The sequence below is a fragment of the Streptomyces sp. NPDC059816 genome, from assembly GCF_042732055.1.
Taxonomy (GTDB): Bacteria; Actinomycetota; Actinomycetes; order Streptomycetales; family Streptomycetaceae; genus Streptomyces.
Genome location: NZ_JBHWIQ010000014.1, coordinates 1 through 23,802 on the forward strand (window position 1 = coordinate 1; position 23,802 = coordinate 23,802).

General features: G+C 71.8%; 16 protein-coding genes. 10 read left to right on the forward strand and 6 right to left on the reverse strand.

The annotated features are described in order from the left end of the window. Window positions 1–144: 144 nt before the first annotated feature. From ACFV88_RS19290 to ACFV88_RS19300, 3 genes are read right to left on the reverse strand one after another with little or no spacing between them, the layout of a single operon-like run. Window positions 145–1,068, reverse strand: a complete 924-nt coding sequence (locus tag ACFV88_RS19290) for a hypothetical protein (protein WP_385492734.1) — start codon at window positions 1,066–1,068, stop codon at window positions 145–147. A gap of 2 nt (window positions 1,069–1,070) precedes the next feature. Next, window positions 1,071–2,831, reverse strand: a complete 1,761-nt coding sequence (locus ACFV88_RS19295) for a sulfite reductase subunit alpha (protein WP_385493017.1) — start codon at window positions 2,829–2,831, stop codon at window positions 1,071–1,073. A 5-nt stretch (window positions 2,832–2,836) separates the two neighbouring features. Beyond that, on the reverse strand, window positions 2,837–8,422 hold the full coding sequence (locus tag ACFV88_RS19300; RefSeq protein WP_385492737.1) for a glutamate synthase-related protein: 5,586 nt from the start codon (window positions 8,420–8,422) through the stop codon (window positions 2,837–2,839). A 268-nt stretch (window positions 8,423–8,690) separates the two neighbouring features. On the opposite strand from ACFV88_RS19300, the gene ACFV88_RS19305 reads away from it, so the two are divergent. Beyond that, window positions 8,691–9,173 (forward strand): GNAT family N-acetyltransferase, encoded by a 483-nt coding sequence (locus ACFV88_RS19305; protein WP_385492739.1) that lies wholly within the window; start codon window positions 8,691–8,693, stop codon window positions 9,171–9,173. Here the strand turns inward: ACFV88_RS19305 and ACFV88_RS19310 are convergent. After that, window positions 9,100–10,458 (reverse strand): MFS transporter, encoded by a 1,359-nt coding sequence (locus ACFV88_RS19310; protein WP_385492741.1) that lies wholly within the window; start codon window positions 10,456–10,458, stop codon window positions 9,100–9,102. The two genes, ACFV88_RS19305 and ACFV88_RS19310, sit on opposite strands and share 74 nt — an antisense overlap. A gap of 72 nt (window positions 10,459–10,530) precedes the next feature. Here ACFV88_RS19310 and ACFV88_RS19315 point away from each other — a divergent pair, with 72 nt between their 5' ends. Next, window positions 10,531–11,526 (forward strand): GlxA family transcriptional regulator, encoded by a 996-nt coding sequence (locus tag ACFV88_RS19315; RefSeq protein ID WP_385492743.1) that lies wholly within the window; start codon window positions 10,531–10,533, stop codon window positions 11,524–11,526. Here ACFV88_RS19315 and ACFV88_RS19320 read toward each other — a convergent pair. Further along, window positions 11,523–12,569 carry a GlxA family transcriptional regulator gene (locus ACFV88_RS19320; protein WP_385492745.1) on the reverse strand — a complete coding sequence of 349 codons (1,047 nt, stop codon included), beginning with the start codon at window positions 12,567–12,569 and terminating at the stop codon, window positions 11,523–11,525. The genes ACFV88_RS19315 and ACFV88_RS19320 overlap by 4 nt on opposite strands. Window positions 12,570–12,640: 71 nt before the next feature. Here ACFV88_RS19320 and ACFV88_RS19325 point away from each other — a divergent pair, with 71 nt between their 5' ends. Then, window positions 12,641–13,960, forward strand: coding sequence for an MFS transporter (locus ACFV88_RS19325; protein ID WP_385492746.1), 1,320 nt, complete (start codon window positions 12,641–12,643; stop codon window positions 13,958–13,960). Window positions 13,961–14,032: 72 nt separating this feature from the next. Here ACFV88_RS19325 and ACFV88_RS19330 read toward each other — a convergent pair whose 3' ends face one another. After that, complete coding sequence (locus ACFV88_RS19330) at window positions 14,033–15,502, reverse strand: FG-GAP and VCBS repeat-containing protein (protein ID WP_385492748.1); 1,470 nt, start codon at window positions 15,500–15,502, stop codon at window positions 14,033–14,035. Window positions 15,503–15,877: 375 nt separating this feature from the next. Between ACFV88_RS19330 and ACFV88_RS19335 the strand changes: the two genes are divergently transcribed. From ACFV88_RS19335 to ACFV88_RS19365, 7 genes are all read left to right on the forward strand, one after another. Next, on the forward strand, window positions 15,878–16,486 hold the full coding sequence (locus ACFV88_RS19335) for a hypothetical protein (RefSeq protein WP_385492750.1): 609 nt from the start codon (window positions 15,878–15,880) through the stop codon (window positions 16,484–16,486). A 302-nt stretch (window positions 16,487–16,788) separates the two neighbouring features. After that, window positions 16,789–17,160: a hypothetical protein gene (locus ACFV88_RS19340; RefSeq protein WP_385492751.1), complete on the forward strand. Its 372-nt coding sequence runs from the start codon at window positions 16,789–16,791 to the stop codon at window positions 17,158–17,160. Window positions 17,161–17,271: 111 nt separating this feature from the next. Then, the gene (locus ACFV88_RS19345; protein WP_385492753.1) at window positions 17,272–17,685 is read left to right on the forward strand and encodes a DUF6193 family natural product biosynthesis protein; all 414 of its coding nucleotides are present in this window, start codon (window positions 17,272–17,274) and stop codon (window positions 17,683–17,685) included. A gap of 105 nt (window positions 17,686–17,790) precedes the next feature. After that, window positions 17,791–18,636: a TnsA-like heteromeric transposase endonuclease subunit gene (locus ACFV88_RS19350; RefSeq protein WP_385492755.1), complete on the forward strand. Its 846-nt coding sequence runs from the start codon at window positions 17,791–17,793 to the stop codon at window positions 18,634–18,636. Further along, on the forward strand, window positions 18,629–20,671 hold the full coding sequence (locus tag ACFV88_RS19355) for a transposase (protein WP_385492757.1): 2,043 nt from the start codon (window positions 18,629–18,631) through the stop codon (window positions 20,669–20,671). Before ACFV88_RS19350 ends, ACFV88_RS19355 begins: the two co-directional genes overlap by 8 nt. Beyond that, entirely contained in the window at window positions 20,668–21,924 is a 1,257-nt protein-coding gene (locus tag ACFV88_RS19360; RefSeq protein ID WP_385492759.1) for a TniB family NTP-binding protein, read from the forward strand. Before ACFV88_RS19355 ends, ACFV88_RS19360 begins: the two co-directional genes overlap by 4 nt. Then, window positions 21,921–23,774 carry a TniQ family protein gene (locus tag ACFV88_RS19365; protein WP_385492761.1) on the forward strand — a complete coding sequence of 618 codons (1,854 nt, stop codon included), beginning with the start codon at window positions 21,921–21,923 and terminating at the stop codon, window positions 23,772–23,774. The genes ACFV88_RS19360 and ACFV88_RS19365 overlap by 4 nt, the downstream gene beginning before the upstream one ends. Window positions 23,775–23,802: the final 28 nt, after the last annotated feature.

Genomic DNA, 23,802 nt, shown 5'->3' on the forward strand with positions numbered 1-23,802 from the left:
GGGGCCGCGCCGCGGGCACCGCGGGGTGGGGCGCCGCGGTCCGCGCGGGGGGCCGCGGCCCCCCCCCCACCTCGCGATACCCGTGGGGGGGGGGTCCGTCCGATGCGGACGATCCGCCCCCTCTTTGCGCTCACGCGGTGACGTCTAGGCGTCGGGCAGTGACTCCGCGAGGTCTTCCCACGCCGCGTGCACCTGCTCGCCGACGATCCCGAACTGCGTGAGGACCGCGACGCAGCGCCCTTCCTCGTCATCGAGTTCGATCGCCGAGGTCGGTCCGTGCGCCGCCGTGGAACGGACGAGGTGGCCCGCCCGGACGGCCCCGAGTTCGATCTCCACCGAACTCTCCGCGATCGCCGCGAACACCTGACCGCCGATGGTCTGCTCGGTGACGTGCACCCGGCCGCTGCACGCCTGCATGGCCGCCGGAGCGAACACCGCCACGCCGATCGGCAGGCCCGCGGAGCAGACCTGCTCCAGCACCGCCGGTACCACGCCGACGTCGATCGCCCGGTGCTCGCCCCGGTACCGGTCGAACGCCGCGCGCCGGGCCGCGCCGCCGTCCAGGAGGACCGCGTCGAGCTGCGCGAGCTGGTCGCCGTCCTCCCACGCCGGCACCCGGGGGGCACGGGGCGGTGCGGTGACCGTGGTGCCCACGCCGGCCGGGCGGGCGAGGCCGACCAGCAGGCGGTCCGCCTCGGAGAGCAGCCGCCCGCGGTGCACGGTGCGGCCCTCCGCGTCGAACAGGTCCAGGGTGACCGTTCCGGTGCCCTCGTCCCGGACGACCGCCGCCGCTACGAGGCCGTCGCCGTCGATGCGCAGGGCGATCGAGCCCGGCTGCACGGTGAACGCCTCACCGCGCAGGCTCGGCACCCCGTAGCTGCCGGCCTGGTCGATCCGTGCGACCGGCCCGCCGGTGACCGCCTGGACGTGCTGGAACAGCGTCAGGCAGTGCGCCAGCTCCGGCATCCGCGCGTCGATCAGCCGCACGGTGCTGTTCCTCCTGCCGCAGCACTTCTCGAACGCGCACAGCCCGTCGGTGTCCTGCGGCTCCGGATGATCGCCCGCCATGCTCAGTACACGTCCCGCACGTAACGCTTCGCCCGGCGCAGGTCCGCCAGGTACTGCGCGGCGTCGTCGTCACCGCGTCCGCGCTGCTCGGCGATGACGCCCAGCAGCGCCGCCTCGACGTCCTTCGCCATCCGGGAGGCGTCGCCGCAGACGTACAGGTACGCGCCGTCCTCCAGCCACCCGTACAGCTCGCGCGACTGCTCGCGCATGCGCGTCTGTACGTAGATCTTCTCGGCCTGGTCGCGGGAGAACGCGAGGTCGAGCCGGGTGAGGACACCCTGCTCGCCCAGCTGGGTGAGCTCGTCCTCGTAGACGAAGTCGGTCTGACGGTGCTGGTCGCCGAAGAACAGCCAGTTGCGGCCGGTGGCGCCCCGTGCGGCGCGTTCGTGCAGGAAGCCGCGGAACGGCGCGATCCCGGTGCCGGGGCCGATCATGACCATCGGGGCGTCGTCGTTTGTCGGAACGCTGAAGGAGGCGTTCGGCTGGACGTAGACGCCGACGTCCGGGTGCTCCGCGTGGTCGCCGATCCGGTCCGCGAGGAAGGTCGACGCGACGCCCTCGTACCGGCGCTGCCCGGTGCCGTAGCGGACGGACGCGACGGTGAGGTGGATGTGGTCCGGGTGGGCGAGCGGACTCGACGAAATCGAGTACTGCCGCGCCTGGAGCGGCCGGAGGAAGGGCAGCAACTCGTCGAGGCCCGGTGCCGAGGGGCCGGCGTCGCGCAGCACGTCGAGGACGTCCCGGCCCCAGAGCCAGGAGTCGAGGTCGGACCGGTCGCCGTGGGCGACGACCGCGGCGAGCTCGCTCGACGGCGCCCGCTCGACCAGGTCGGCGACGAGTTCCTTCGACGGGGTGCGGATCTCCCGTCCGGTGCGCAGCACCTCGGCGAGCGGGCGCCCGTCGACCTCTTCGTCACCGCTGGCACCGAGGTGTGCGAGCAGCTCGCCGACGAGCGCGCCGTCGTTCACCGGGACGACGGCGAGCGCGTCGCCGGCCGCGTACGTCATCCCGCTGTCGCCGAGGGCGAGTTCGTAGTGGCGGATCTCCTTCGCGCTGTCCGGCGAGGACAGCAGCCTGTTGGCCGCGAGCCGGGACCGGTAGGGGTTGCGCTTGTTCCAGGTCGAGCGGGCGGCGGGAGCCGGGGCTGCGGGGCTCGCCGCGGCGGGCTGGCCCGCCGGCGTGGCACCGGTCTCGGCGACGAGGCGGTCCAGGACCGCCGTCGTCCACTGTGCGGCCGGGTCCTCGAAGTCGACGTCGCAGTCGACGCGGTCGAGCAGGCGGGTCGCGCCGAGCTGCTCCAGGCGGGTGTCGATGAGCTTCGCGGCCTGGCAGAACTCGTCGTACCCCCGGTCGCCGAGCCCGAGGACCGCGTAACGCAGACCCTCCAGCTGGGGTGCCCCCTCGGCCTGGAGCGCCTCCCAGAACAGTCCGGCGTTGTCGGGCATCTCGCCCTCGCCGTACGTCGAGGTCACGATGAGCAGGTGGGACATTCCGGCGAGTTGTTCGGGCGTGACCGCGTCGAGTTCGGTGGCGGTCCCGCCGAGGCCCCGGGTGCGGGCCCCGGCGACGAGCTCGCAGGCGAGGAACTCGGCGCTTCCCGTCTGGGTGCCGAACAGGACGTCGATGGTGGCGGTGGGCGCGTCGCCGGCCGCGGTTTCCCGGCGTCCGGCGGCGGCGATGCCGGCGATGAACCCGGCGAGCCACGCCTCCTGTTCGGCGGAGAACGGCGCGTCGGCCGGGATCAGGGACCCGGTCGGGGACATGAGTGTCACGTGGTCACCGCTTCGGTCGGGGCCTGCGGGAGGTGGCGGACGGCCAGGTCGGCCAGGTCGGTGAGGGCCGCGGTCGCGAGTAGTTCGTCGAACCGGGCGGCCCGGACGCGGCCGGCGTTCTTGCTGTTCTGGTGGAGGATCCAGCCGTAGGTGCCGGGAGCGTCCACGCTCAGGTTGTTGCGCTGCTTGAGTGCCCGCTTGTAGTCGTCGAGGCGCTTGACGGCGATGAGCGTGGCGAGCTCCTCGTCGTCGAACCGCTCCAGCGTGCCGCGCAGGTACTTGACGACGCGCTGCTTGACGAAGAAGTCCTCGGTCAGCACCAGGTTCCGGACGGCCTCGGCGACCCGCGGGTCGTCCGGGCCGCTCGCTCCGGGCACCCTCTTGAGCGCGAGGTCCTGTGCGACGCCGAGCACCGTGTACGAGGACAGCAGCGAGAACATGTCGTCGCCGCCCTGGTCGCCGAGGGCCGGGGCGCGACCGCCGAGCACGGTGCGGCGGTCGCGGTAGTCGACCTTGAACGCACGGAGCTTGTCCGTCGCGATCGACGTCGCGAGCTCGTCGAGGAGCTCGGACCGGGTGGCCGCGGCGAGGATCTCGGAGGCGTCCTGGTACAGCAGCAGCGCCCTGGGCATCCCGCAGTACAGGTGCTGGCGTTCGGTGTTCCAGTCGTGGAGCAACCGGGCCGCGAGCGGCGAGCCGGTGGCCTCCACGTGCCACTCCAGGAGCAGCCGCACGGCTTCCTCGTGGAAGGCGCCGTGCTCGGTGTCGGTCACCCGGAACACCCGCAGCGAGTCGGCGCTCACCCGGCCCGGCAACTCGCCCGAGGGGTCGTACTGGTAGAGGAACCCGCCGCTCATGCCGTTGCCGAGGCCCTTGCCGAAGCCGCCGAGGTTGAGCACGGTGCCGCCGGTCATGTACTCGCAGCCGAAGTCCCCGAGGCCCTCCACGACCGCGGTGGCGCCGGAGTTGCGCACGGCGAACCGGTCGCCGGCCTCGCCCTGCACGAACGTCCGGCCGCCGGTCGCGCCGAACAGCGCGAAGTTCCCGACGAGCACGTTGCCGCCGCGTTCGGTGCTGCCGCCGCCGGGGGCGCGGACGATGATCCGGCCGCCGCTCTGGCTCTTGCCGACGCCGTCGTTCGCGGTGCCGGTGTGCTCCAGGGTGATGCCGTCGTTGCAGAAGACGCCGTACGACTGGCCGGCGGAGCCGGTGGTGCGGATCCGGACGGCGCCGTCGACGAGCCGGCGGCGACCGCGATCGTCGGTCACGACCGCGGGTGCACCGGCCAGGTCAGCGGCGTCGAGTTCGTGGTTGAGGAGCCGCTCGACGTCGATGCCGAGTTGCCCGCCGACCGACTTGTCGCTATTGGCGAGGCGGACGCCCTCGATCAGCGCGGTGGGCTCGCGCCGGTCGAGGAGCGCGGCGCGGACCCGTTCGATGAGGGCGTCGTCGGTGGTGAAGTCCTTCTCCAAGTACTCCGGGTCCGCGATGACCTTCTCGGGAACGCGCGCGAGCAGCCGGCGCACGTCCAGGCGGCCGACGCTCGCGGGGTGGTCGAGCATCTGGAGCAGGTCCGTGCGTCCCCGGGCCTCGCGCAGGGACCGCAGACCCGCGCGGGCGAGGATCTGTCGGACGTCGTGCGCGATGTTGAGCAGGTACTGCGCCAGGGCGCGCGGGTCGCCCTCGAACGCCTCGGGGTTGGTGGTGAGCCCGGCAGGACACTTCACGTTGCAGTTCTTCGCCATGACGCAGCCGAGCATCATCAGCGCGGTCGTGCCGAACTCGAAGCTGTCGGCCCCGAGCAGCGCCGAGGTGACGACGTCGCCACCGGTCTGGTGGGCGCCGGAGCAGCGCAGGACGACCTTCTGCCGCAGCCCGTTCGCGACGAGCGCCTGGTGCACCTCGGCGACGCCTATCTCCGCCGAGCGGCCGGCGTACTTGAGGCTGGTGACGGCGGCGGCGCCGGTACCGCCGGTGTTCCCGGCGACGTTGATCACGTCCGCGCCGGCCTTGGCGACGCCGACCGCGATGGTGCCGATGCCCTCCGAGGACACGAGCTTCACGATGACCCGTACCCGCGCGGCCTTGCAGTCGTGGATGAGCTGCGCGAGGTCCTCGATGGAGTACGTGTCGTGGTGCGGCGGCGGGGAGATCAGTTCGATGCCCGGGGTCCCGCCGCGCGCGGCGGCGATGTCGACGGTGACCTTCGGCGCGGGGAGCTGACCGCCCTCGCCGGGCTTGGCGCCCTGACCGATCTTGATTTCGAGCTCTTCGAGCATCGGGTCGGCGAGGTAGCCCGCCCAGATGCCGAACCGGCCGGAGGCGAACTGCTTGATCCGGGAGCCGCGGATGGTGCCGTACCGGGAGTGGTGCTCGCCGCCCTCGCCGCTGTTGGACATGCCGCCGACCATGTTCGTGCCGTGCGCGACGGCCTCGTGCGCGGTCGCCACGAGCGCGCCGTGGCTCATCGCGCCGGAGGCCAGCGCACGGGTGATCTCGTGCGCGGGCTGCACCTCGTCGAGCGGCACGCTGTCGGGGGCGTTCTCGACGAGGGTGAGCAGCTGCGCGGCGGTGCCGACGGCGGCGACGACGACACCGTCCGGGCCGGCGTCGAGCGTCTCGACCTCGCCCGGGTGCGCGAGCGCGAGCCCGTCGGCGAGGGCGGTGTGCCGCTGGGCGTCGTCGGGGCCCGTGGACGTGAGGCGCAGCCGGGCCGTCACCGTGCCTTCCCGGCGCTCGGCGGCTGCGTCCGTGGCCGCGTCCGTGGCCGTGGGCAGGTCCAGGGACACGACCACGCCGCGGACCGTGACGCTCTCGTTGCCGGTCGTGGAGAACCGGCCGAGTTCGCGGGCGAAGTCCTCGGGGGTGCGCAGCCCGGTGACGTCCGCGGGCAGCGCGAGCACGTCGCGGAGCGCGGCCGGGCGGCGCGAGCGCTCCTCGTGCGTCGTCCGGAGGAAGGAGCGGTACCCGGGGGTGATCCGGAACGCGTCGATCTCGGCGTCGCTGAGCGCGTCGTACCCGGTGTTCTGGTAGGCGGCTTCGGTGATGCCGAACGCGTCGTCGAGTTGGCCGAGGGTGAGCAGGCGCAGCGCGTCCGGGTCGTCCTGCCGGCCGAACTTCGGGGGCTCCTCGGTCATGCCGCCGAAACCGCGTACGGCCGTGACGCCGAACGAGTGGCCGGCGCCGTCCGAACGTTCCTTGAACAGGCCGAGCAGCGGGATCTGCTGATCGGTCTGCACCGTGCGGGCGCGCTCGTGCCAGTCGGTGGCGGTCTGCGCGATGCGGGCGAACCCGACGCCGCCGACCGGGGCCTCCATGTGCGGGAAGATCCGGGCGAACACGTCGTCGCGGGTGTCGAGGTAGTTCGGCTCGAAGAACTCGCCGCCGACGTAGCTCTCGGCGGTGCACAGGCCGACGCGGCCCATGGTCTTGGCGAGGGACTTCTCGGCCGCCTTGCGGAACTTCGCCAGGGCCCGGTCCGTCTCGGTGACCTCCCCCGCGGGGGCCGGTGCGCTGGGGTACTTCTCCTCGGCGCGCAGGCGTGCGCTGAGGCTGTAGACCGCCGAGGCGCCGAAGCCGAGCGCCGTCGCGACGTGGTGCGAGGAGGCCAGCTGGCCGCTCTCCGCCACGATCGAGACGCACAGGCGCAGCCCGGTGTCGATGAGGTGCTGGTTCACCGCGGCGACGGCGTGGATCACCGGCAGCGGAGCGTGCGTCGACGAGATGGCCCGGTCGCTGAGGACGACGATCCCGCCGCGCTCGGTGGCGAACCGCTCGACGTCCTCGCAGAGCCGTTCCAGTGCGGACCGGAGCGCATCGGCGTTCGCGCTCTCGTCGCCGAGCACCGGGACGTAGAGCATGTCGAACCGTTCCAGCGGCACGATCCGCTGGTCGCGCAGCCGGACCATGTCGAGGTGTCCGAGCACGGGCGAGGACAGTACGAGCTGCCGGCCGCTCGTGTTCCCGGTGCCGTCGGGCTTGGGGCCGAGCGCGATCCGCATGCTCATGCCGTCGGCCTCGCGGATGCTGTCGAGCGGGGGGTTGGTCACCTGGGCGAAGCGCTGCGAGAAGTACTTCGCCATGCCGCCCTCGGTGTCGCTGAGCGCGTTGATGGCGTTGCCGTACCCCATCGCCGAGATCCGCTCCGACCCGTTGGCGAGCATCGGGTCGAGCATGAAGCGGAAGCTCTCCTGGTTCAGCGAGTACGCGACGTACCGGCCGGGGAGCGTCAGATCGCCGTCGTACCCGAGCGTCGTGGTGCCGCGCTCGTAGTCGGGGGCCGGCAGGTCGTCGAGGTTCACCCGCGCCGCCGCGAGCAGTTCGGAGTACGGGCGGCGCGCGGCGAGGGCGTCGAGCACCTCACGCGTGCGCATCCGGCGGCCCGTGCGGTGGTCGACGACGAGCATGCCGCCGGCCTCGATGCGGCCCCGGTGCACGACCTCCTCGTCGGGGAAGGTGACCTGGCCGGCCTCCGAGGCGACCATCAGGTACTCGGCGGTCTCCACGGTGCGCAGCGGGCGCAGGCCGAGCCGGTCGAGCCGGGCGCCGATGACGTCGCCGTCGCTGAAGATCACGGCTGCCGGGCCGTCGTTCTTCTCCTCGTAGAGGGAGAAGTGCTCCAGCATGTCCCGGACGGGGACGGGCAGCGTGTGGTCGTTCTCCCACGCGGGCGGCATGAGCGACACGACGGCCTCGACGATGTCCAGGCCGTCGTCGAACACCCGGCTCTGGAGGGTCTGGTCGAGCCGGCTCGAATCCGACTGCCCCGGCGGGCGCACGATGCTGCGGGTGCGGGCGCGGGCGAGGGCCTCGTCGGACAGCCGGTTCTTGCGGTCGGTGTTGAGCTCGCCGTTGTGCGCCATGAGGCGGAACGGCTGGGCCATGGTCGGGTGCGGTTCGGTGTTGGTGGAGAACCGGGTGTGGAAGTACAGCGAGCGGACGGAGTGCCGCGGATCGCAGAGGTCGTGGAAGTACCCGATGACCTCGCCGGAGTTGAGGCGTCCCTTGAGCACCTGGGTCCGCGCGCTCAGCGACAGCGGGTACAGCCCGGCGTAGGCGTCCTCGGCGTAGGCGACGGCCTCGACGGCGAGCAGCGCCCGGTTGGCGGCTGCGTCGACCTCGGTGCGGTCCCAGCCCTGGGGCGCGCGGAACACCCACTGCACGATGGGCAGTTGGTACTGGCGGGCGGCGGGTCGGGGGACGCTGTGGTCCACCGGGACGTCACGGACCAGCAGGACGTCGAACCCCTGCTCGGCGATGCTGCGGCCGACGAGGTCCACCGCACCGTCACGGCGGGCGGCGTCGGTCGGAACGAAGCAGTTCGCGACCCCGAAGTGTCCGGCGCGCAGCGCTTCGCCGGTGATCGCGCCGAAGAACTCCACCGACAGGTCGACACTCACGCCGGCGCCGTCCCCGACGCCCTCGGCGGACTGGCCGCCGCGGTGCGGGATGGCGCAGAGCGCTTCGTCGCCCTTGCGGATGACGTCGTGGCTCGGCTGCCCGTCGAGACGGGTGAGGAAGCCGACGCCGCAGTCACTGTGTTCGCGGGCAGGGCTGTACAGACCTGGGGTCGAGTGATTCACATGGGTCCTGTCGGCGAGTGTTCCGGCAGCGGACGGCCAGGCTGCGTCGGTGAAGCGCTCGCCGCGGGCGGACCGAAGAGACGGTCGAGCCCCGAATGGTGCGGATGAGAACGGTAAGGCTTGCCTAACCGCCACCGCAAGTGTGTACGCGCCACTTTATCGGGAACGGCGCGCCTGCGGAACCATGACCTGCACGTGTCCCCTCTCACGGCCGATGGCGTCCTTGCGTGCACTACTGTTTCCGGCCCGGTGCGGCACACTCCCCTGCATGGTGACTCTGCGCATGATCACGAAGGGTGACTGGCCGCTGTGGCAGGAGGTCCGGGTCGCCGCCCTGACCGATGCGCCGCACGCGTTCAAGTCCCGGATCGCCGACTGGCACGGCAGCGCCCGGGAGCAGTGGCGCGCGAGCCTGACCGTCCCCGGTTGTCTCCATGTCGTCGCGCTGTGCGACAAACTGCCCGTGGGCATGGTCCGGGGCATCCCCGGGGACGGCGGGACGCATGCGCTCAGGTCGCTGTGGGTCAGCCCCCGGGCGCGGGGTCAGCGGGTCGGAGACCGACTGATCGGGGAGGTCGTGACCTGGGCCCTGGAGTCGGGCGCCACCACGTTGGAGCTCTCGGTGATCCCCGGGAACGCACACGCCCTCGCCCTCTACCGGCGCAACGGGTTCGTCCTCACGGAAGCGCTCGGGGAGGTCCTGTCCGACGGCGTGACCCGGGAGCAGGTGATGGTCCGGGGACTGCGCTGACCTCGTGGACACCGGGGCCGGGGGCGGTCCGCGGTGCACGAGGGATGACGAGGCAGAGGAGCGCGGCCACGGCGCAGGCGGCGCCGAGGACGATCCACACGGGGTCGTAGGTGCCGAAGGCGTCACGAACGGCGCCACCCAGGACGGCGGCCAGCGCGGCGCCGAGCTGGTGGGCGGCGTTGGTCCAGCCGAAGACGATGGCGCTGTCCTCGCCCCAGTAACGGCGGCACAGGGCGATGACCGGCGGGACGGTGGCGAGGTCGAGCAGACCGAAGAGGACGACGAAGGCCATCATCGGCGGGTCGACGGTGGCCGCCATGATCAGCGGGAGGGCGACGAGGAGCAGCCCGCGGAGGGTGAAGAAGACGGCGAGCAGCCGGCGGGCGTCCATCCGGTCGGTGAGCCAGCCGGCGGCCACGGTGCCGACGACGTTGAAGACGCCGATCAGGGCGAGCAGGGTGGACGCGGTGGTGACCGCCATGCCGTGATCGTGCGCGGCGGGTGCGAAGTGGGTCCACATGATGCCGTTGGTGGAGGCACCACAGACGGCGAACGCGGCGGCGAGCAGCCAGAACGGGGTGGTGCGCGCGGCGGTCAGCAGGACGGTGAGCGTGCGGCGGGCGGCGCCGACCACCGGCGGCGGCTTGGGGACGAAGACGTCGCTCCCGTAGGGGCGTTGACCGGTGTCGGCCGGGTGGTCCCGCAGCACGAGGACGGCCACGGGAGTGAGGGCGAGGGCGGCGAGGGCCAGGGTCACCAGCGCGGGTCGCCACCCGTGGTGGTCGACGGTCCAGGACAGGGCGGGCAGGAAGACCATCTGTCCCAGCACGCTGGCGGCGGACAGGACGCCCGTGACCAGCCCGCGGTGTGCGGTGAACCAGCGGTGGGTGACGGTGGCGCCGAACGTCATCGAGAGGGAGCCGGTGCCCAGTCCGACGAGGAGGCCCCAGTACAGGGTGAACTGCCATGCGGTGGTCATCACGGTGGTGAGCAGGGCACCGGCCGCGATCACGGCGAGCGCCACCGCGGGGACGACTCGGATGCCGAACCGGTCCATGAGCGCCGCCGCGTAGGGGGCGGTGACCCCGTAGAGGATCATGTTCACCGAGGCGGCGAGGGCGATGGAGCCGCGGGACCAGCCGAAGTCCTCCGTCAGTGGCGCCTGGAGGATGCCGGGCAGGGTGGAGAAGGCGCCGGCGACGACGATCGTCAGGCCGGTGGCGACGGCGACCCACCACGGGCGGCGGCCGAAGGTCATGCGGTGAGGTCGGGGGGTGACTCGCATGGTTGGCCATCCTTCTTCGCGCTCACGACGCCCACCACTGGCCAGCTGGACGCTGAGTGAAAGAATCTGGCCATGACGCAGGCGAGGGCACACCGGGTGGTGGTGCTGGTGCGTCCCGGGCTGCTGCCGATGGAGCTCGGGATCGTGCACCGGCTCTTCGGGACGGCGACCGGGCCCGACGGCCGCTCGCTGTACTCGGTGGTGACGTGTGCGACCGCGCCGGGAGAAGTGGCCACCGACACCGACTTCAGCATCAACGTCCCGCACGGCCCGGCGGCCCTGGAGACGGCGGACACCGTCGTCGTGCCGGCGGCCGTCGAGGACTACGGGCCGCAGACCAGGGGTCACCTCGATCCCGCGGTACGGGCGGCCCTGGGACGCGTTCCCGCACACGCGCGCATCGCGTCGATCTGCACCGGTTCGTTCGTGCTGGCCGCGGCCGGCCGGTTGACCGGGCTGCGGGCCACGACGCACTGGAAGTCGTGCGCCCAACTGGCGGCGCTGTACCCGGAGGTGGCGGTCGATCCCGATGTCCTGTACACCGACGACGGGGGTGTGCTGACCTCGGCCGGGGTCGCGGCCGGCATCGACCTGTGTCTCCACATGATCCGCAGCGACCACGGGGCCGAGGTGGCCAACACCGTGGCCCGCGGAACGGTCGTGCCGCCGCACCGGGAGGGCGGCCAAGCGCAGTACGTCGACCGGCCGGTCCAGCAGGAGGACGACTCCGCCACGGCCCCCGCCCGGACCTACGCCCTCCAGCGGCTGAACGAGCCGCTCACCCTGGACGAGTTGGCGCGGCACGCGGCGATGAGCGTGCGCACCCTCAACCGCCGCTTCCGGCAGGAGACGGGGGTCACGCCGATGCAGTGGCTCGGCCGGCAACGGCTCGACTACGCACGCCGGCTACTGGAACGCACCGACGAACCGGTCGACCGCATCGCCGCCCGCGCCGGTTTCGGCACCGGAACGGCGATGCGGCACCACTTCAGGGAAGCCCTCGGCGTGTCACCGCGCGCGTACCGCACCACCTTCCGCGGCACGCCCCGGCGGGAGACACCGACCTAGACCGCTGGTGCCCGTCCCGGGGTGAACGCCCCGGGAGCCGAAGTGCGGCGGTCCTCTCCGGCCTCGTCCACCCGGAAGGCGCGCCGGTAGGCGGCGGGCGTGGTGCGCAGGGCCTCGTGGAAGCGCCGGCGCAGATTGACGGCCGAGGAGAGGCCGACCCGGTGCGCGATGGTCTCCACCGGCAGGTCGGTCTCCTCCAGCAGCGCCCGGGTGGCGGCGATCCGCCGGGCCAACAGCCAGCGTCCGGGGCTGATGCCCAACTGCTCGGTGAAGCGCCGGGTCAGCGTACGCGTCGAGACCCGGGAACGGACCGCCATCTCGGCGACGCTGATCGGCTGGTCCAGTCGCTCGGCCAGCCAGTCGAGGAGCGGTGCCAGCGAGTCGGCGACCGGCCCGGACGTGGGCAGTTCGGCGTACTGCAACTGGCAGCCCTCACGGTGCGGCGGCATCACCATCTGCCGGGCGATCCGCAACGCGTACGCGGCGCCCTGGTCGGCGCTCACCAGGTGGAGGCTGAGGTCCGCGCCGGCCGCCGATCCGGCACTGGTGGCGACGTCACCGTGGTCCACGTAGAGCACGGCGGGGTCGACCCGGACCTGCGGGAACCGGGCGGCCAGGTCGTCGGCCAACGCCCAGTGGGTGGCGGCCCGCCGACCGTCCAGCAGTCCGGCGGCGGCGAGCACGAAGGCGCCCGAGCAGATGCCGACGACCCGCGCGCCGCGCCGGTGCGCCCGGCGGACCGCCGCGAGCACCGCCGGCGGCACCTCGGTGCCGGACACCGGTTGCCAGCCGGGGACCAACACCGTGTCCGCGCCGTCCAGCGCGTCCAGCCCCGCCGTGACCAGCAGGTCGTAGCCCGCCTGGGTGCGCACCGGTCCGGGGTGCTCGGTGCAGACCTCGAACGCGTAGCGGGCGGGGATCGTCGGGCCGTGGTCGGCGAACACCTCGGCCGCGCAGGCCAGGAGGAAGGTCGACTGCGGGGGGTGCAGCAGGGCCACCACCCGGTGCAGTGCCGGGGGCTCCGGCAGCGAACGAAGCGTCATGGCGGGAAAGTACCCCATCGTGTCGTCTCGGACACTGGGGTGAGCGACGGGGCCGAACCAGTATCGATGCGGTGACCACCTTGCGCGCTCGAACAACCCAGACGTCCCGGACCGATCCGCCGACCGCCCCGCCGCCCACCCGACTCCCCTTGTGGGACCGGCGCTTCACCCTCTTCTTCACCGCCCGCACGATCTCGCTGTTCGGCGACGCGATGATGCCGGTGGCCACCGCGCTCGCCGTCGGCGCGCTGTACGGGATCTCCGGGGTCGGCTTCGTCCTCGGCACCTGGACCGGGACGTTCGTCGTCCTGGTCCTGTTCGGCGGAGTGTTCGCCGACCGGTTCGGCGCCCGCCGGATGATGGTCGGCGCGGACCTCGTCCGCGTGCTCACCCAGGGGGTGTTGGCAGCCGCGTTCTTCGCCGGGACGCCGCCCTTCTGGCTGCTGATAACCATGGCGGCACTGGCCGGTGCGGCCGTCGCGATGTTCCTGCCGGGGACGAACGGCATGGTTCCCCTGGTCGCCGGTGAACCGCAGCGGGCCAACGCCACGCTGAAGGTGGCCGACGCGCTGGCCCATCTGCTCGGCCCGGCCTGCGCAGGGCTCCTGATCGCGCTGACCAGCGCCGGAACCGTGTACGCGATCGACGCCGGCACCTTCGCGCTCAGCGCCCTGTGCCTGGCGCTCATCCGGTTCGCACCGGCCGGCGCGCCCACCGACGCCGCTGTCCGCACCGGCAGTTCACTCCGTCGCGACCTGCGCCAGGGCTGGCAGGAGTTCCGCGCCCGCACCTGGATGTGGGCGGTGATCCTGATCTGGGTGGTCTACGGGGTGCTGCTCTTCGGCCCGCTGGTGCCGCTCAGCTCGGCGCTGGTCGGTGACCGGCTCGGCCCGAACGCGTACGGACTGGCCGTCTCCTTCCTCGGCGCCGGAACGGTGCTCGGCGGCCTGTTGGCGCTGCGGATGAGACCGGCCCGGCCGCTGGCAGCCGGCACGCTGGCGATGGCGCTGTACACCGTGCTGCCGCTGTGCGTGGCGTTCGGCACCGATCTGCCGGTGCTCCTGGCGGGCCACGTGCTCGGCGGCGGCGCCCTGGCATTCTGGTCGGTGATGTGGGCGACCAGCGTGCAGACCCACACGCCGCCTGCGGTGCTCAACCGGGTCTCCGCGTACGAGTTGGCCGGTTCGGTGTCCGGCATCGCGCTCGGCCAGATACTGGCCGGCCCCGCCCTCGCGCTCGCCTCCCCGAAGCACCTGCTGCTCGTGTCGGCGGGCGCCGGTCTGGCGGGCGCCGCGGCACTGTTCTCGGTCCCGGCGATCCGCAGGCTGCGCCGCGCCGTGCCACCGGGCGACGGCGAGTCGGGGGCACCGGGCGGGCCGCCCGGGAAGTGAGCGCACCCGCAGCCGGCGCGGACCGCCCCGGACGACCCCGGCCAGTGGCGGGGCCCGTCCGGGGCGTTCGTCTCAGTCGGCGAAGTTGTTGCCGAGGTGGGGGGAGCCCGCCGTCGAGATGCCGACGCTGGTGACGTAGATGCCGGCGGGTGCGGTCAACGTGCGGTTGGCATGGGAACGCAGGGCGAACACCGCGCCGTTGCCGCCGTCCTCGCCCGGCGCTCCGACGAGTACGTCGCCGCGGCCGTCCGCGTTCAGGTCGTCCACGTGGACGTCCCCGCCGAACGCGTCGCCGGTCTCGTCGTGGTTGGGGACGCCCGCCGTGTTCTGGCTGAAGGTGCGGGCGCCCGCCGCGCTGATGCCGGAGCCGCCCGCAGCGCCGTACAGGACGGTGATCGTGCCCTGGTCCTTGCCGCCCGACAGGTCCTCGCCCGGGGCACCGACGACCAGGTCGAGCCGCTTGTCCCCGTTGACGTCACCGAGGTCCACCTCGAGGCCGAAGGCATCCTGCTTCTCGCTGCCGCCGGGTATCCCGTTGGTGTTCTGGGTGAACGACTGCCGCTGCCCGTGGGCCGGTCCCGAGCGCGTACCCTTGGCGATCAGCACCCGGCCGCCCAGTGCGGCCCCGGGGATGCCGCTGTCCCACTGGATGCCGAGGACGACGTCCTGGATGCCGTCGTGGTCGGTGTCGCCGACGTCGGTGATGACGCCCGCCGGGAGCTTCTGGGCACCGGAGGTGGTGACGCCGCGCGCCGAACCGGGCAGCCAGTAGTTGGCGTTGTACCCGTCGGGCTCGGCGTACCCGTTGACGATCAGGTCCTCGCGGCCGTCGCCGTTGGCGTCGCCGGAGTGCAGGTTGATGACTCCGTTGCCCCCGCCGTCGTAGATCGCCGGGGTGACGGTGTAACGGCCGGCCGGCTTGGCCGCGCGGTTGAAGCCGCCGCGCAGGACGTCGACGGTGGCGGAGTCACGGGAGCCGATCGCCAGGTCCACCTTGCCGTCGCCGTTGAAGTCGGCCGCTTCCAGGGACCGGCCGAAGCCGTCGTGCTTGGTGGGGCGCGGGTCGGCCACGGTCGAGCCGCCCTTGAGGCCCGAGGCGGAACCCCACAGGATGATGACGGTGCCGCCGTCCTTGTCACTGCCCAGGTCCTCGCCGAGGGCGCCGACGGCGAGGTCGTCGTAACCGTCGTTGTCGAAGTCGCCGTACGCGAGGTCGCCGCCGAAACGGTCCTCCTTCTCGGCGCTGCCGGGGACACCGCGGGTGTTCTGGCTGATCGCGATCTGACCGGCGACCGGGGAACCGCCGTAGACGATGACGACCTGCCCCGCGGCCTTGTGGCCCGCGACGGTGGCGGCGCTGGAGGAGACGGCGACGTCCGCGTATCCGTCCGCGTTGAAGTCCACGTCCGAGGCGGCGAGGGGTGCGGCAGGGGCCGGTCCTGCCGGTGCCGCTGCGGCCGGACCGGCCGTGAAGGTGAGCAACCCGCCCGTCAGCGTGGCCGCTACGGCCGTCGCGAGGGCGAGTCTGGTGCGCTGGTGCATGCGGAGGTCTCCTGCGGTGGGGGACGCCTTCCCGGACGTCCTGGTCGTACGGCGTAAGGGTGACCACCGACGAGGCGTGAGGGTTGTAGGGAAAAGGGAGAAAAAGAGGAAAAGGCAGGAGAGTTCAAGACCTGGTGTCCGAACGCGGGCGTCCGAACGCGGGTGTCCGAACAGCGGAGGTCGGGGCAGCGGCCGATCGCGCACCTGACCGGTCACGCGCGGGCCGTGCGACCCCCGGCGACCGGCGGGCTACCGACGGCGGGCCGCCGCCTCCGCGGCCGGAACCGCGCTTCGGCTGCGACGTGGCAGGACCGCGGGCGAAGATGAGGGAATGACGATCTTTCAGAGGACCATCTTTCGGAGGGGGAAGGGAAGATGAGCCAGCAGGAACAGTGGGGGCAGTGGCGACGCCAGTGCCGCTCGGGAGAGACGATCCGCATGGTGCGTGCCTGGTACCGGCGCGTGGAGTGCCCCGTCTGCCGTTCGACCGACGGTCGCGCCTGCCGCTCCCCCGCCGGCTATCCCACCGAACACCACCGCGCCAGACGGGACGCTGCCGGGCCGCCTCCGTACGAGGAGTGGACGAAGGAGGGACTGATCCCGCAGGACGGGCACGTTCCCGCGCCCGCCGTCCTCGACGCCAGCCGCACGGCCCGGAACGAGTTCGGGATAGACGAGTCCCTCGGCGACGCCGTGGCGGTCGTCCGCCACATCCTGGCCGACCGGCTCGGCCTCGCCCTGGGCGACGTCACCACGCTCGATCGGCTCGACGAGGTGGTGCGTGCGCTCGTCCTGGCGCGCGGGCCCGAAGGGAGTGCGGACGTGATCACCGTTCTCGCCTCCCAGGTGGCCACGTTGACCCTCGGCCTCGCGGGGCCCGACGGCGACCCCGAGGGGCTGTTCGCCGCCTCGATCCGCTCGCAGGTCGACCTCGCACGTCGACAGCAACGCACCGAGCGGAGTCCGCACACCCGGGAGGCGTGACCGGTGCTGGGGTCGGGCCCGGGTCAGTGTGTGCCGTCGGGCCAGGGGACGTCGGTGGCGAGACGAGCCGATCTTGGCGTGTTCCCCCACTTCCGGCCTGCCGGGCGGGGGCGACGCCCGGGCTCGCACCGGGCCGGAGGCCGTGCGTGCCGCCGACCGCTCGCAGTGGGCAGGAACAGCACGCCGGCAGAGCCGGATACGCTGGCAGAAGCACTGGGCCGAAGCAGCCCGGTGGTCACCCGGGAGGCGGGCCACTTGTCACAGACGCTCCCTCAACGGCCGTCCTGTCACCAGGTCGAGGCGTGACGCGCGACGACCTGGCCGGGATGCTCGGCGAGCAGACCACGGCGTGCGGCCCTGCCCGCGAGGCCTTGATCGCCGGTGGGACCTTCGTCGTCTGGGACAACCCGGTTCCCGCCGCCCAACTCGCAGGCATCTACCGGGCCCGGCTCCGTATCACCCAGAAACGCGGCCAGCAGACGCTGGCCCTCGCCGCCGCCGTCGACATCCTTTCCCAGGCGGCAGAAGAGCCCGTCCGCGTCGGGCGTATCGACGCGGCCGACATGTCCTGGACGTTCATGCTCTTCCTCAACGCCAGCGCTACCGCAGTGATGGCGTGCGCCGGCGTTGCCAGAACCGCGCCCTCGGCAGAGCCGGGCTCCGACGCGAAGTGACGACCCGCATGCCGTGGCGACCACCATCGTGTCCCGGGTGCGGTGACGTGCCATCGTCGCTGGAGCCGGATGCGAACATCCGGCTTCCGCGGCTCGGGGATGATGGTGACCATGGATACGGCACCACCGGACCGGCAGGCCCTGGTCGAAGCGGGTTGGCAGAAGGTTCGCGATGACGGACGGGTCCGTCCGGAACTGCTCGAAGCGGCCTACGCCGAACCCCGGCTACGCCAGTTGTTTCCCTGGACGGGAATGGGAGAGCTGCACTTCAGCCGCTGCACGCAGTGGCCGTGGGCATGGGACGTTCCTTACGTCCAGCCCGCAGCAGAAGGCGCGTACTGGGTCTCCGGCCCCCTGCGCAGCGAGTCCGTGGGGCCGGCGGCGACGGCACAGCAGGCCGTCACGATGGTCGTCGACCGACTCCCTCCCCACTGCGGACCTGCCCTCGTCGGAACGCGAGAAGAACTCGCCGCCCACGACGCAACGGTCCTGCCCGCGAACCCCGAGATCCCGGGCTGTGACTGAGCATTTGATTTGGCGAGTTGAGCAGGGTACCGGTGCGGCCCTGCTGGCGATGCAGGTTTGGGCCTTCTCTCGCGTACGGCTCGTGCTGTGCGGTGTGCTCTGGCCATGGGTGACGTACAGGTCGTCGATGTTCCGGTAGGTCCGGTGTGGTCGCACGCCTGCCATTTGGAGGACCTCGCGCTGCCGTACGAGCTTCCCGAGCGCGCCACCGAGTGCCTGGCTCTTGGGCCGGGGTGGCCGCGTACGTGGACGGTGACGTGGAAGGTCGGGAAGTCCGACGTCATCGTCCCGGTGAAGGACCTTTCGGCGGGGCCGGCGATGGGGTCGGTGCCGGTACGGCGGTTCTCCTGGCGGACTGGTCAGCGTCACCGGCCCGGGCTGGAGTATCTGGTCTCGACGGGCCGGCAGCACGGTTTCGAGAGTCTGGCCGAGCGCTGGCTGTTGCTGGTCCTGGACTTCGTCGGCGGGTTCGACGAGGTGCTGTCGCAGCCGTTCCGTCTGCGGTTCTCCTCCTCGGAGGGGAAGGGCTCACACATTCCGGACTTCCTCGTGCTCGCAGCGGGGGCGTCGTGGCTGCTGGACGTGCGTCCGGAGGGCTTGATCGGCGAGGAGGACGAGGTGCGGTTCGCGGCGGCCGCGCAGGTGGCGGCCGCCGCGGGCTGGCGCTACATGGTGGTGACCGGCTGGCGTCGGCAGGTGCTGGCGGCGATCGACGCGCTGTCGGTGCGGCGCCGTCCGATGGCCGACCCTCTGGGGCTCGAGCGGCAGCTGCTGGCCGCGGTCGGCCGGCGTCCGTGGCCGTTCGGGGAGCTCGTGGGCCAGACGCAGGTGGAGGCAGTGGCCCGCACGCACGCGGTTCGTCTGCTCTGGCTCCGACGGATGGCCGTCGACCTGGCTCTGCCGTTCGGCGACGAGAGCTGGGTCTATCCGGCGGGAGGGCTCGATGGATGACAAGCGGCAGCCGGTGCGGTTCGAGGACCTGAAGGACGATGACCAGAAGCGGCTGCGGCTGCGGGTGGCTCACTTCCTGGAGGCCGAGAGCGGCTACCGCAGCGGCAGCCGGCACTGGGCCCAGGAGGATGAGCCCCGGCCCGAGTACGACCCGGAGCGGACCACGCTGACCGAGCGCCGACTCGCCAAGGTGGCCGAGCTGAAGGCCCTACACCCGAATGACGCCCACCAGCTTGGCCTGGGGCAGATCAGCGAGCGCACGCTGCAACGCTGGTCCGCCGCCTGGCCTGATCAGGGAATCATGGGGCTGGCGGACGGCCGTCTCACCCCGGTCCTGCGCGGACACCGCAAGATCACGCCGCAGGTCGGGGAGGCGATCCACGCGGTTCATGCGGAGTGCCTGCACCGCTCCCGGGTCGGCATGAAGACCAAGGAACGGATGATCCACCAGTTCGTGCGGGAGAAGTTCGGCACGGAGGCGGAGACGAAGATCCCGCACTACACGACGCTGTTGAAGGTCTGGAAAGAGTGGTTCGGGCCCGAGGGGGGACGCCAGCGCTACCTCCGCTCGGCCGCAGCGGTCGACACCGGGGGCTCCACGGTGACGACCACCCGTCCCGGCCAGGTGGTCGTGCTGGACACCACGCCGTTCGCGGTGAAGCTGCGCGACGACGTGTTTGGCGAGCCGATCTCTGTCGATCTCACCCTCGGACTGGACGCGTTCACGCACTCCCTGGTCGCCTTCCGGCTCACCCCGGAATCGGACTCCTCCATCGAGGTGGCCATGCTGCTGCGGGACGTGATGCTGCCACTGCCGATGCGGCCGGACTGGACACCGGACATGGAATGGCACTATCCCGGCGTCCCGTCCGCGCTGATCACCGAGTTCGCCGGCTATCCGGTCGCCGGACGGCCGTTCTTCGCCCCGGAGACGGTGACCAGCGATCACGGGAGCGTCTACAAGAACCACCACCTGGTGCAGGTTGCCCGCACGCTGGGGACGGTGGTGCTGCCGGCGAGGGTGATGCGAGCTCAGGACAAGGCGGCTTGCGAACGCGCGTTCTCAGGGATCCAGTCGCTGCTGCTGGAACTGTTGCTGGGCTATCGCGGACGGGACGTCGCGGACCGGGGCGCCGATCCGGAGGAAGACGCGGTCTGGACCGTGGATGAGGCAGAACATCTGCTGGCCACCTGGATCGTGGGCGTCTGGCAGAACCGCAGGCTGGACCAGTACGCCCCCGCCTGGGACCCCGGTGGCCGGCACAGCCCGAACACGCTGTTCGCAACGGCGGCCGCCCGCGACGGGATCGCTCTGCAGATCCCAGACGCGAGCCTCTACCACCGCCTTCTGCCCGCTCACTTCGTGAAGGTCCACGGCCGTCGCGGAGTCAAGATCGGCGGACTTTGGTATGGCGGCGACCACCCCGTCCTGGCCGGGCTCGGCTCGCTCCCCTCACCACGCAGCGGCCGGCACCGCGGCAAGTGGGTCGTGCACCGCGATCCCCGTGACTGCCGACAGGTGTTCATCGAGCTCGCCGGAAAGTGGCATCCCCTGCCCTGGAACGGGCTGCCCAAGGGCGAGGACGTCCTCGCGTTCTCCGACGCGCGAGTACAGCAGGTCCTGCGCGAGGCCGCCCGGGCCGGGCTGAAGCCCCGCGACGACACCGAACTCCTGCCCGTCCTGCTCGACCTGATCGGGGCCCACTCTCCGGTCGGCTCCTGGCCGAGCCAGATGACCAAGACCGAGCGGACCGAGCGGGCCCGAGAGGTCGCCCGCGCACGGGCCGCCGAACGCGACCGGGCGGCCCCCACGGGTCCGACGTCGCTGCCCGTCGCGCCGCGGCCGGCCGAGCTCGTCCGCCAGAACCAGCAGGCCGTCGACGCGGAACGGCGCCGCCGACGCGAAGCCGCGGTCGACGCCCCGCTCGCCCTACCGCCCCGCCTCGGCGACGGCCTGCGTCAGCGCTCGCTGTTCATGCTGCCCGACGCCGACGACGAGCCCGACTCCCCACCAGCGCAGGAAGGACCGAAGTGACCGGCGAGAAGGAGACGCTGCCGTTCGTCCTGACCGGCCCCGCGCCGGCCCGCGACACAGCGGCCGGCTGGCAGCACTGGTGCCGCACCCGCAAGCTGTTCGTCCCGGCGCCGATGATGGACCGCGCGGCCTTCGACCTGCTGAGCCGGCGCAAGAAGATGCTGCACAACCTGCACCGCACAGCCACCCACGCGAACCTGCAGCTGCTGGACACCCCGATGAGCCGGACGGTGGAGAAACTCCTCAGCGGCCGCATCGAGACCAACGCGCTGAAGATCAAGCCCACCACCAGGGCCGGGGTGATGGTCTCCGGCGGCGGCTACCAGGGCAAGACCGAATGCGTCTGCGAGATCGCCGCCGCCTTCGAGGAGCGGTGGCTCGCCCTGAACGACTACCTCAACCCCGACGCCCGCCCAGGCAGCCGCGACCTGCACATCCCGGTCGCCTACGTCCAGACCCCGGTGACCGCGAAACCGAAGAGCACCTGCAAAGCGATCCTGAACTTCTTCGACGCGCCGATCGGCCCACGCCCGGACCTGCCCGACCTGATCCGCCAGGTCACAGCCTCCCTGCGGGACCACGGCACCAAGGTCCTCATCCTGGACGACATCACGAGGCTTCGCATGCACCGGGCCGACGACCAGGACACTCTCGACCTGATCCGCGCGTTCATGAGCATGAACGTCACCCTGGTCCTAATCGGCGTCGACATCCCCGGCTCTGGTCTGCTGCGCGAAGGACGCCACGACCCGACCACCGGACAGTGGCGCCTACCCCCATCCCGGCATGCCAAGGCTCATGGCCTGGAGGCCACCCAGACCGAACGTCGCTTCGACCTCATCGAACTGGACCGCTTCCACTACAGCACCGCCCCGCAGATCTCCGCCTGGGTCCAGCACCTGCACGGAGTCCAGAGCGGTCTGCGGCTCCTGGACGCGGGCCCCGGCATGCTCACCGAGGGCACGATGCCCGAGTACCTCTACCACCGCACCAACGGTGTCGTCGGCCTCCTGGAACGGCTCATCGAAGACGGCTGCCGCGAGGCCATCGACTCCGGCCGCGAACGCCTGAACGAAGAAGTCCTGGAGCACATCGCCATCGACCTGCGTGACAGCGACCGACGTGACGCCGGCGCCGGCGAAGTCCCCAACGTCCCCGAAAAGCCTGCCCCACGCCAGCGCTCCCGCCGCGGCCGCAACACCGTCTTCGACGACCGCGGCCCCCTCGGCACAGCTCAGGAGGGCGCCCGGTGATCACACCTCTGCCCCGGAGCCTGGACCCGCTGGCCGGAGAACTTCTGGCCGGCTACGTGATGCGACTCGCCCACCGCCTCGACGTCGCCCCGGACACCGTCCTGCGTCGCACCGGCCTGGTCGACATCCAGGCCAACACCCAGGCCGTCACCCGCACCGCCCTCTCCCTCGAGCTGCCAGCCCAACGGATGAACGACTTCCGGACGGCCACCCGGCTCACCGAGGCCGAAGCCGCCGCTTTGACCCTTCTGCCGCTCGCACCCCGCTACCCGCCCGTCGTCCACAGCCTCGACGTCGTCCGCACCGGCAAGCGCATCCCCGCATTGGACTGGCTCTTCCCCGCAGCTGCCCGTTACTGCCCCGACTGCCTCGCCGGCGACGGGACCTCCCTGCAGACGGACCACGGCGGCCCATGGAAGACCGACTGGAGACTGCCCGTCGTCTTCGCGTGTTCACGCCATCGGCGCTTCCTCGAGCATGCCTGCCCTGACTGCCGGCAATCCATCGCCGGCCGACCCGGAGTGCTGATTCCCCGGCCGACCATCGCCGGTCTGCACCCGGCCCAGTGCAGAGCGCCTCTCGCCCACGGATCGTCCCGAGCACGGCGGGCAACCCAACTCTGCGGAGCCCGCCTGGACCGGCTGCAGTCCGAACCGGGTGGGCCCTTGCCCAGCGAACTCGCCGAGCTGCAGATGAAGATCACCGCCATGCTCGGCCCGGACACTCCGGCGGTCACGGCCAGCGAGTACTTCACCGACCTCCAGATGGTCAGCGGGCTCGTCATGATCACCTGGCCGAAGGCCCGCCCATCCGCACCGGGCGTCGACACCCACCGCACCGATCTGGTCCTGGCGGGCCGCCATGACCCTTTGCTCTCGCTCCACGCCAGTGCACCGCCCCAGGATGCCCGCGCTTGCGCAAGCATCCTCCTCGCCGCCGACGCCATCCTGGCGGCCGCCGACCTGCGAACCGCGCTGGCTCCCCTCGCGCCGGTCGAGAACCGCACCCGCAGCGGCATCGAACCGAAGCGTCACCGCAGCTGGGACAGCACCTACCGCCGCTACCAGGACGAGTGTTCAGAGAGATTTCGGAACGCCGCTGAATACCTGGTCTCCACCCACCGCAGACACGGCAGGAGCGGAAGCCGGCTGCCCCACCGCGGCCTCGGCTACGGCCCCCAGCACGTTCCGGCGTTCCTCCCCCTGGAGTGGGCCGAACGCCACCTCGGCGCCTTCACCGTCGCCTTCAGCATGCCGGTCCTGCGGCGCACAACCTCAGCCTTCCTCGTCCGACGAGCCCTCGGAAAGACCATCGTCGACGCCGCTGAATTCCTCGGACTCGGCATCGACGGAAAGGGCCTGGGCTCCCCCATCACCAGTTGGGCCCGCCGCCAGGGCACCCCGGAAGCATACGAGCGGGCACTGGACGCCATCGCCGCAGAGCTCACCTCCGCTCCGCTGATCAACTACCGGCATCGCCGCGAACACCTCGCAGACTGGACACTGCCACCCGACTCATGGCACCAGATCGCGGCCCGGCTGGAGCGCCGGCGCAGTCCCCGCTACGTCTCCGACGACCGAGCCCGCCTCGCCGTGACGGCCTACATCTGGACCCGAGTCACCCACGGCGAGACCCAATTCGCCCCATGCCCTCCGGAAGCTCAGCACGACCCCGGGCACGAAGCGGCATGGAGCCGGGACCGCTACGACATCGCCCACTGGCTCAAGCAGAACAAGCAGCCCTACTACCAGCAGATGAAGCCCTTCCTCGACGCTTACGCGGACCAGCTCATCCACGCCATCGACACCGAACACTCCGATCGCCAACTCACGCGCTCACTCGCCAAATGAAGCGCTCAGTCACACGGGCCCCCGGGCC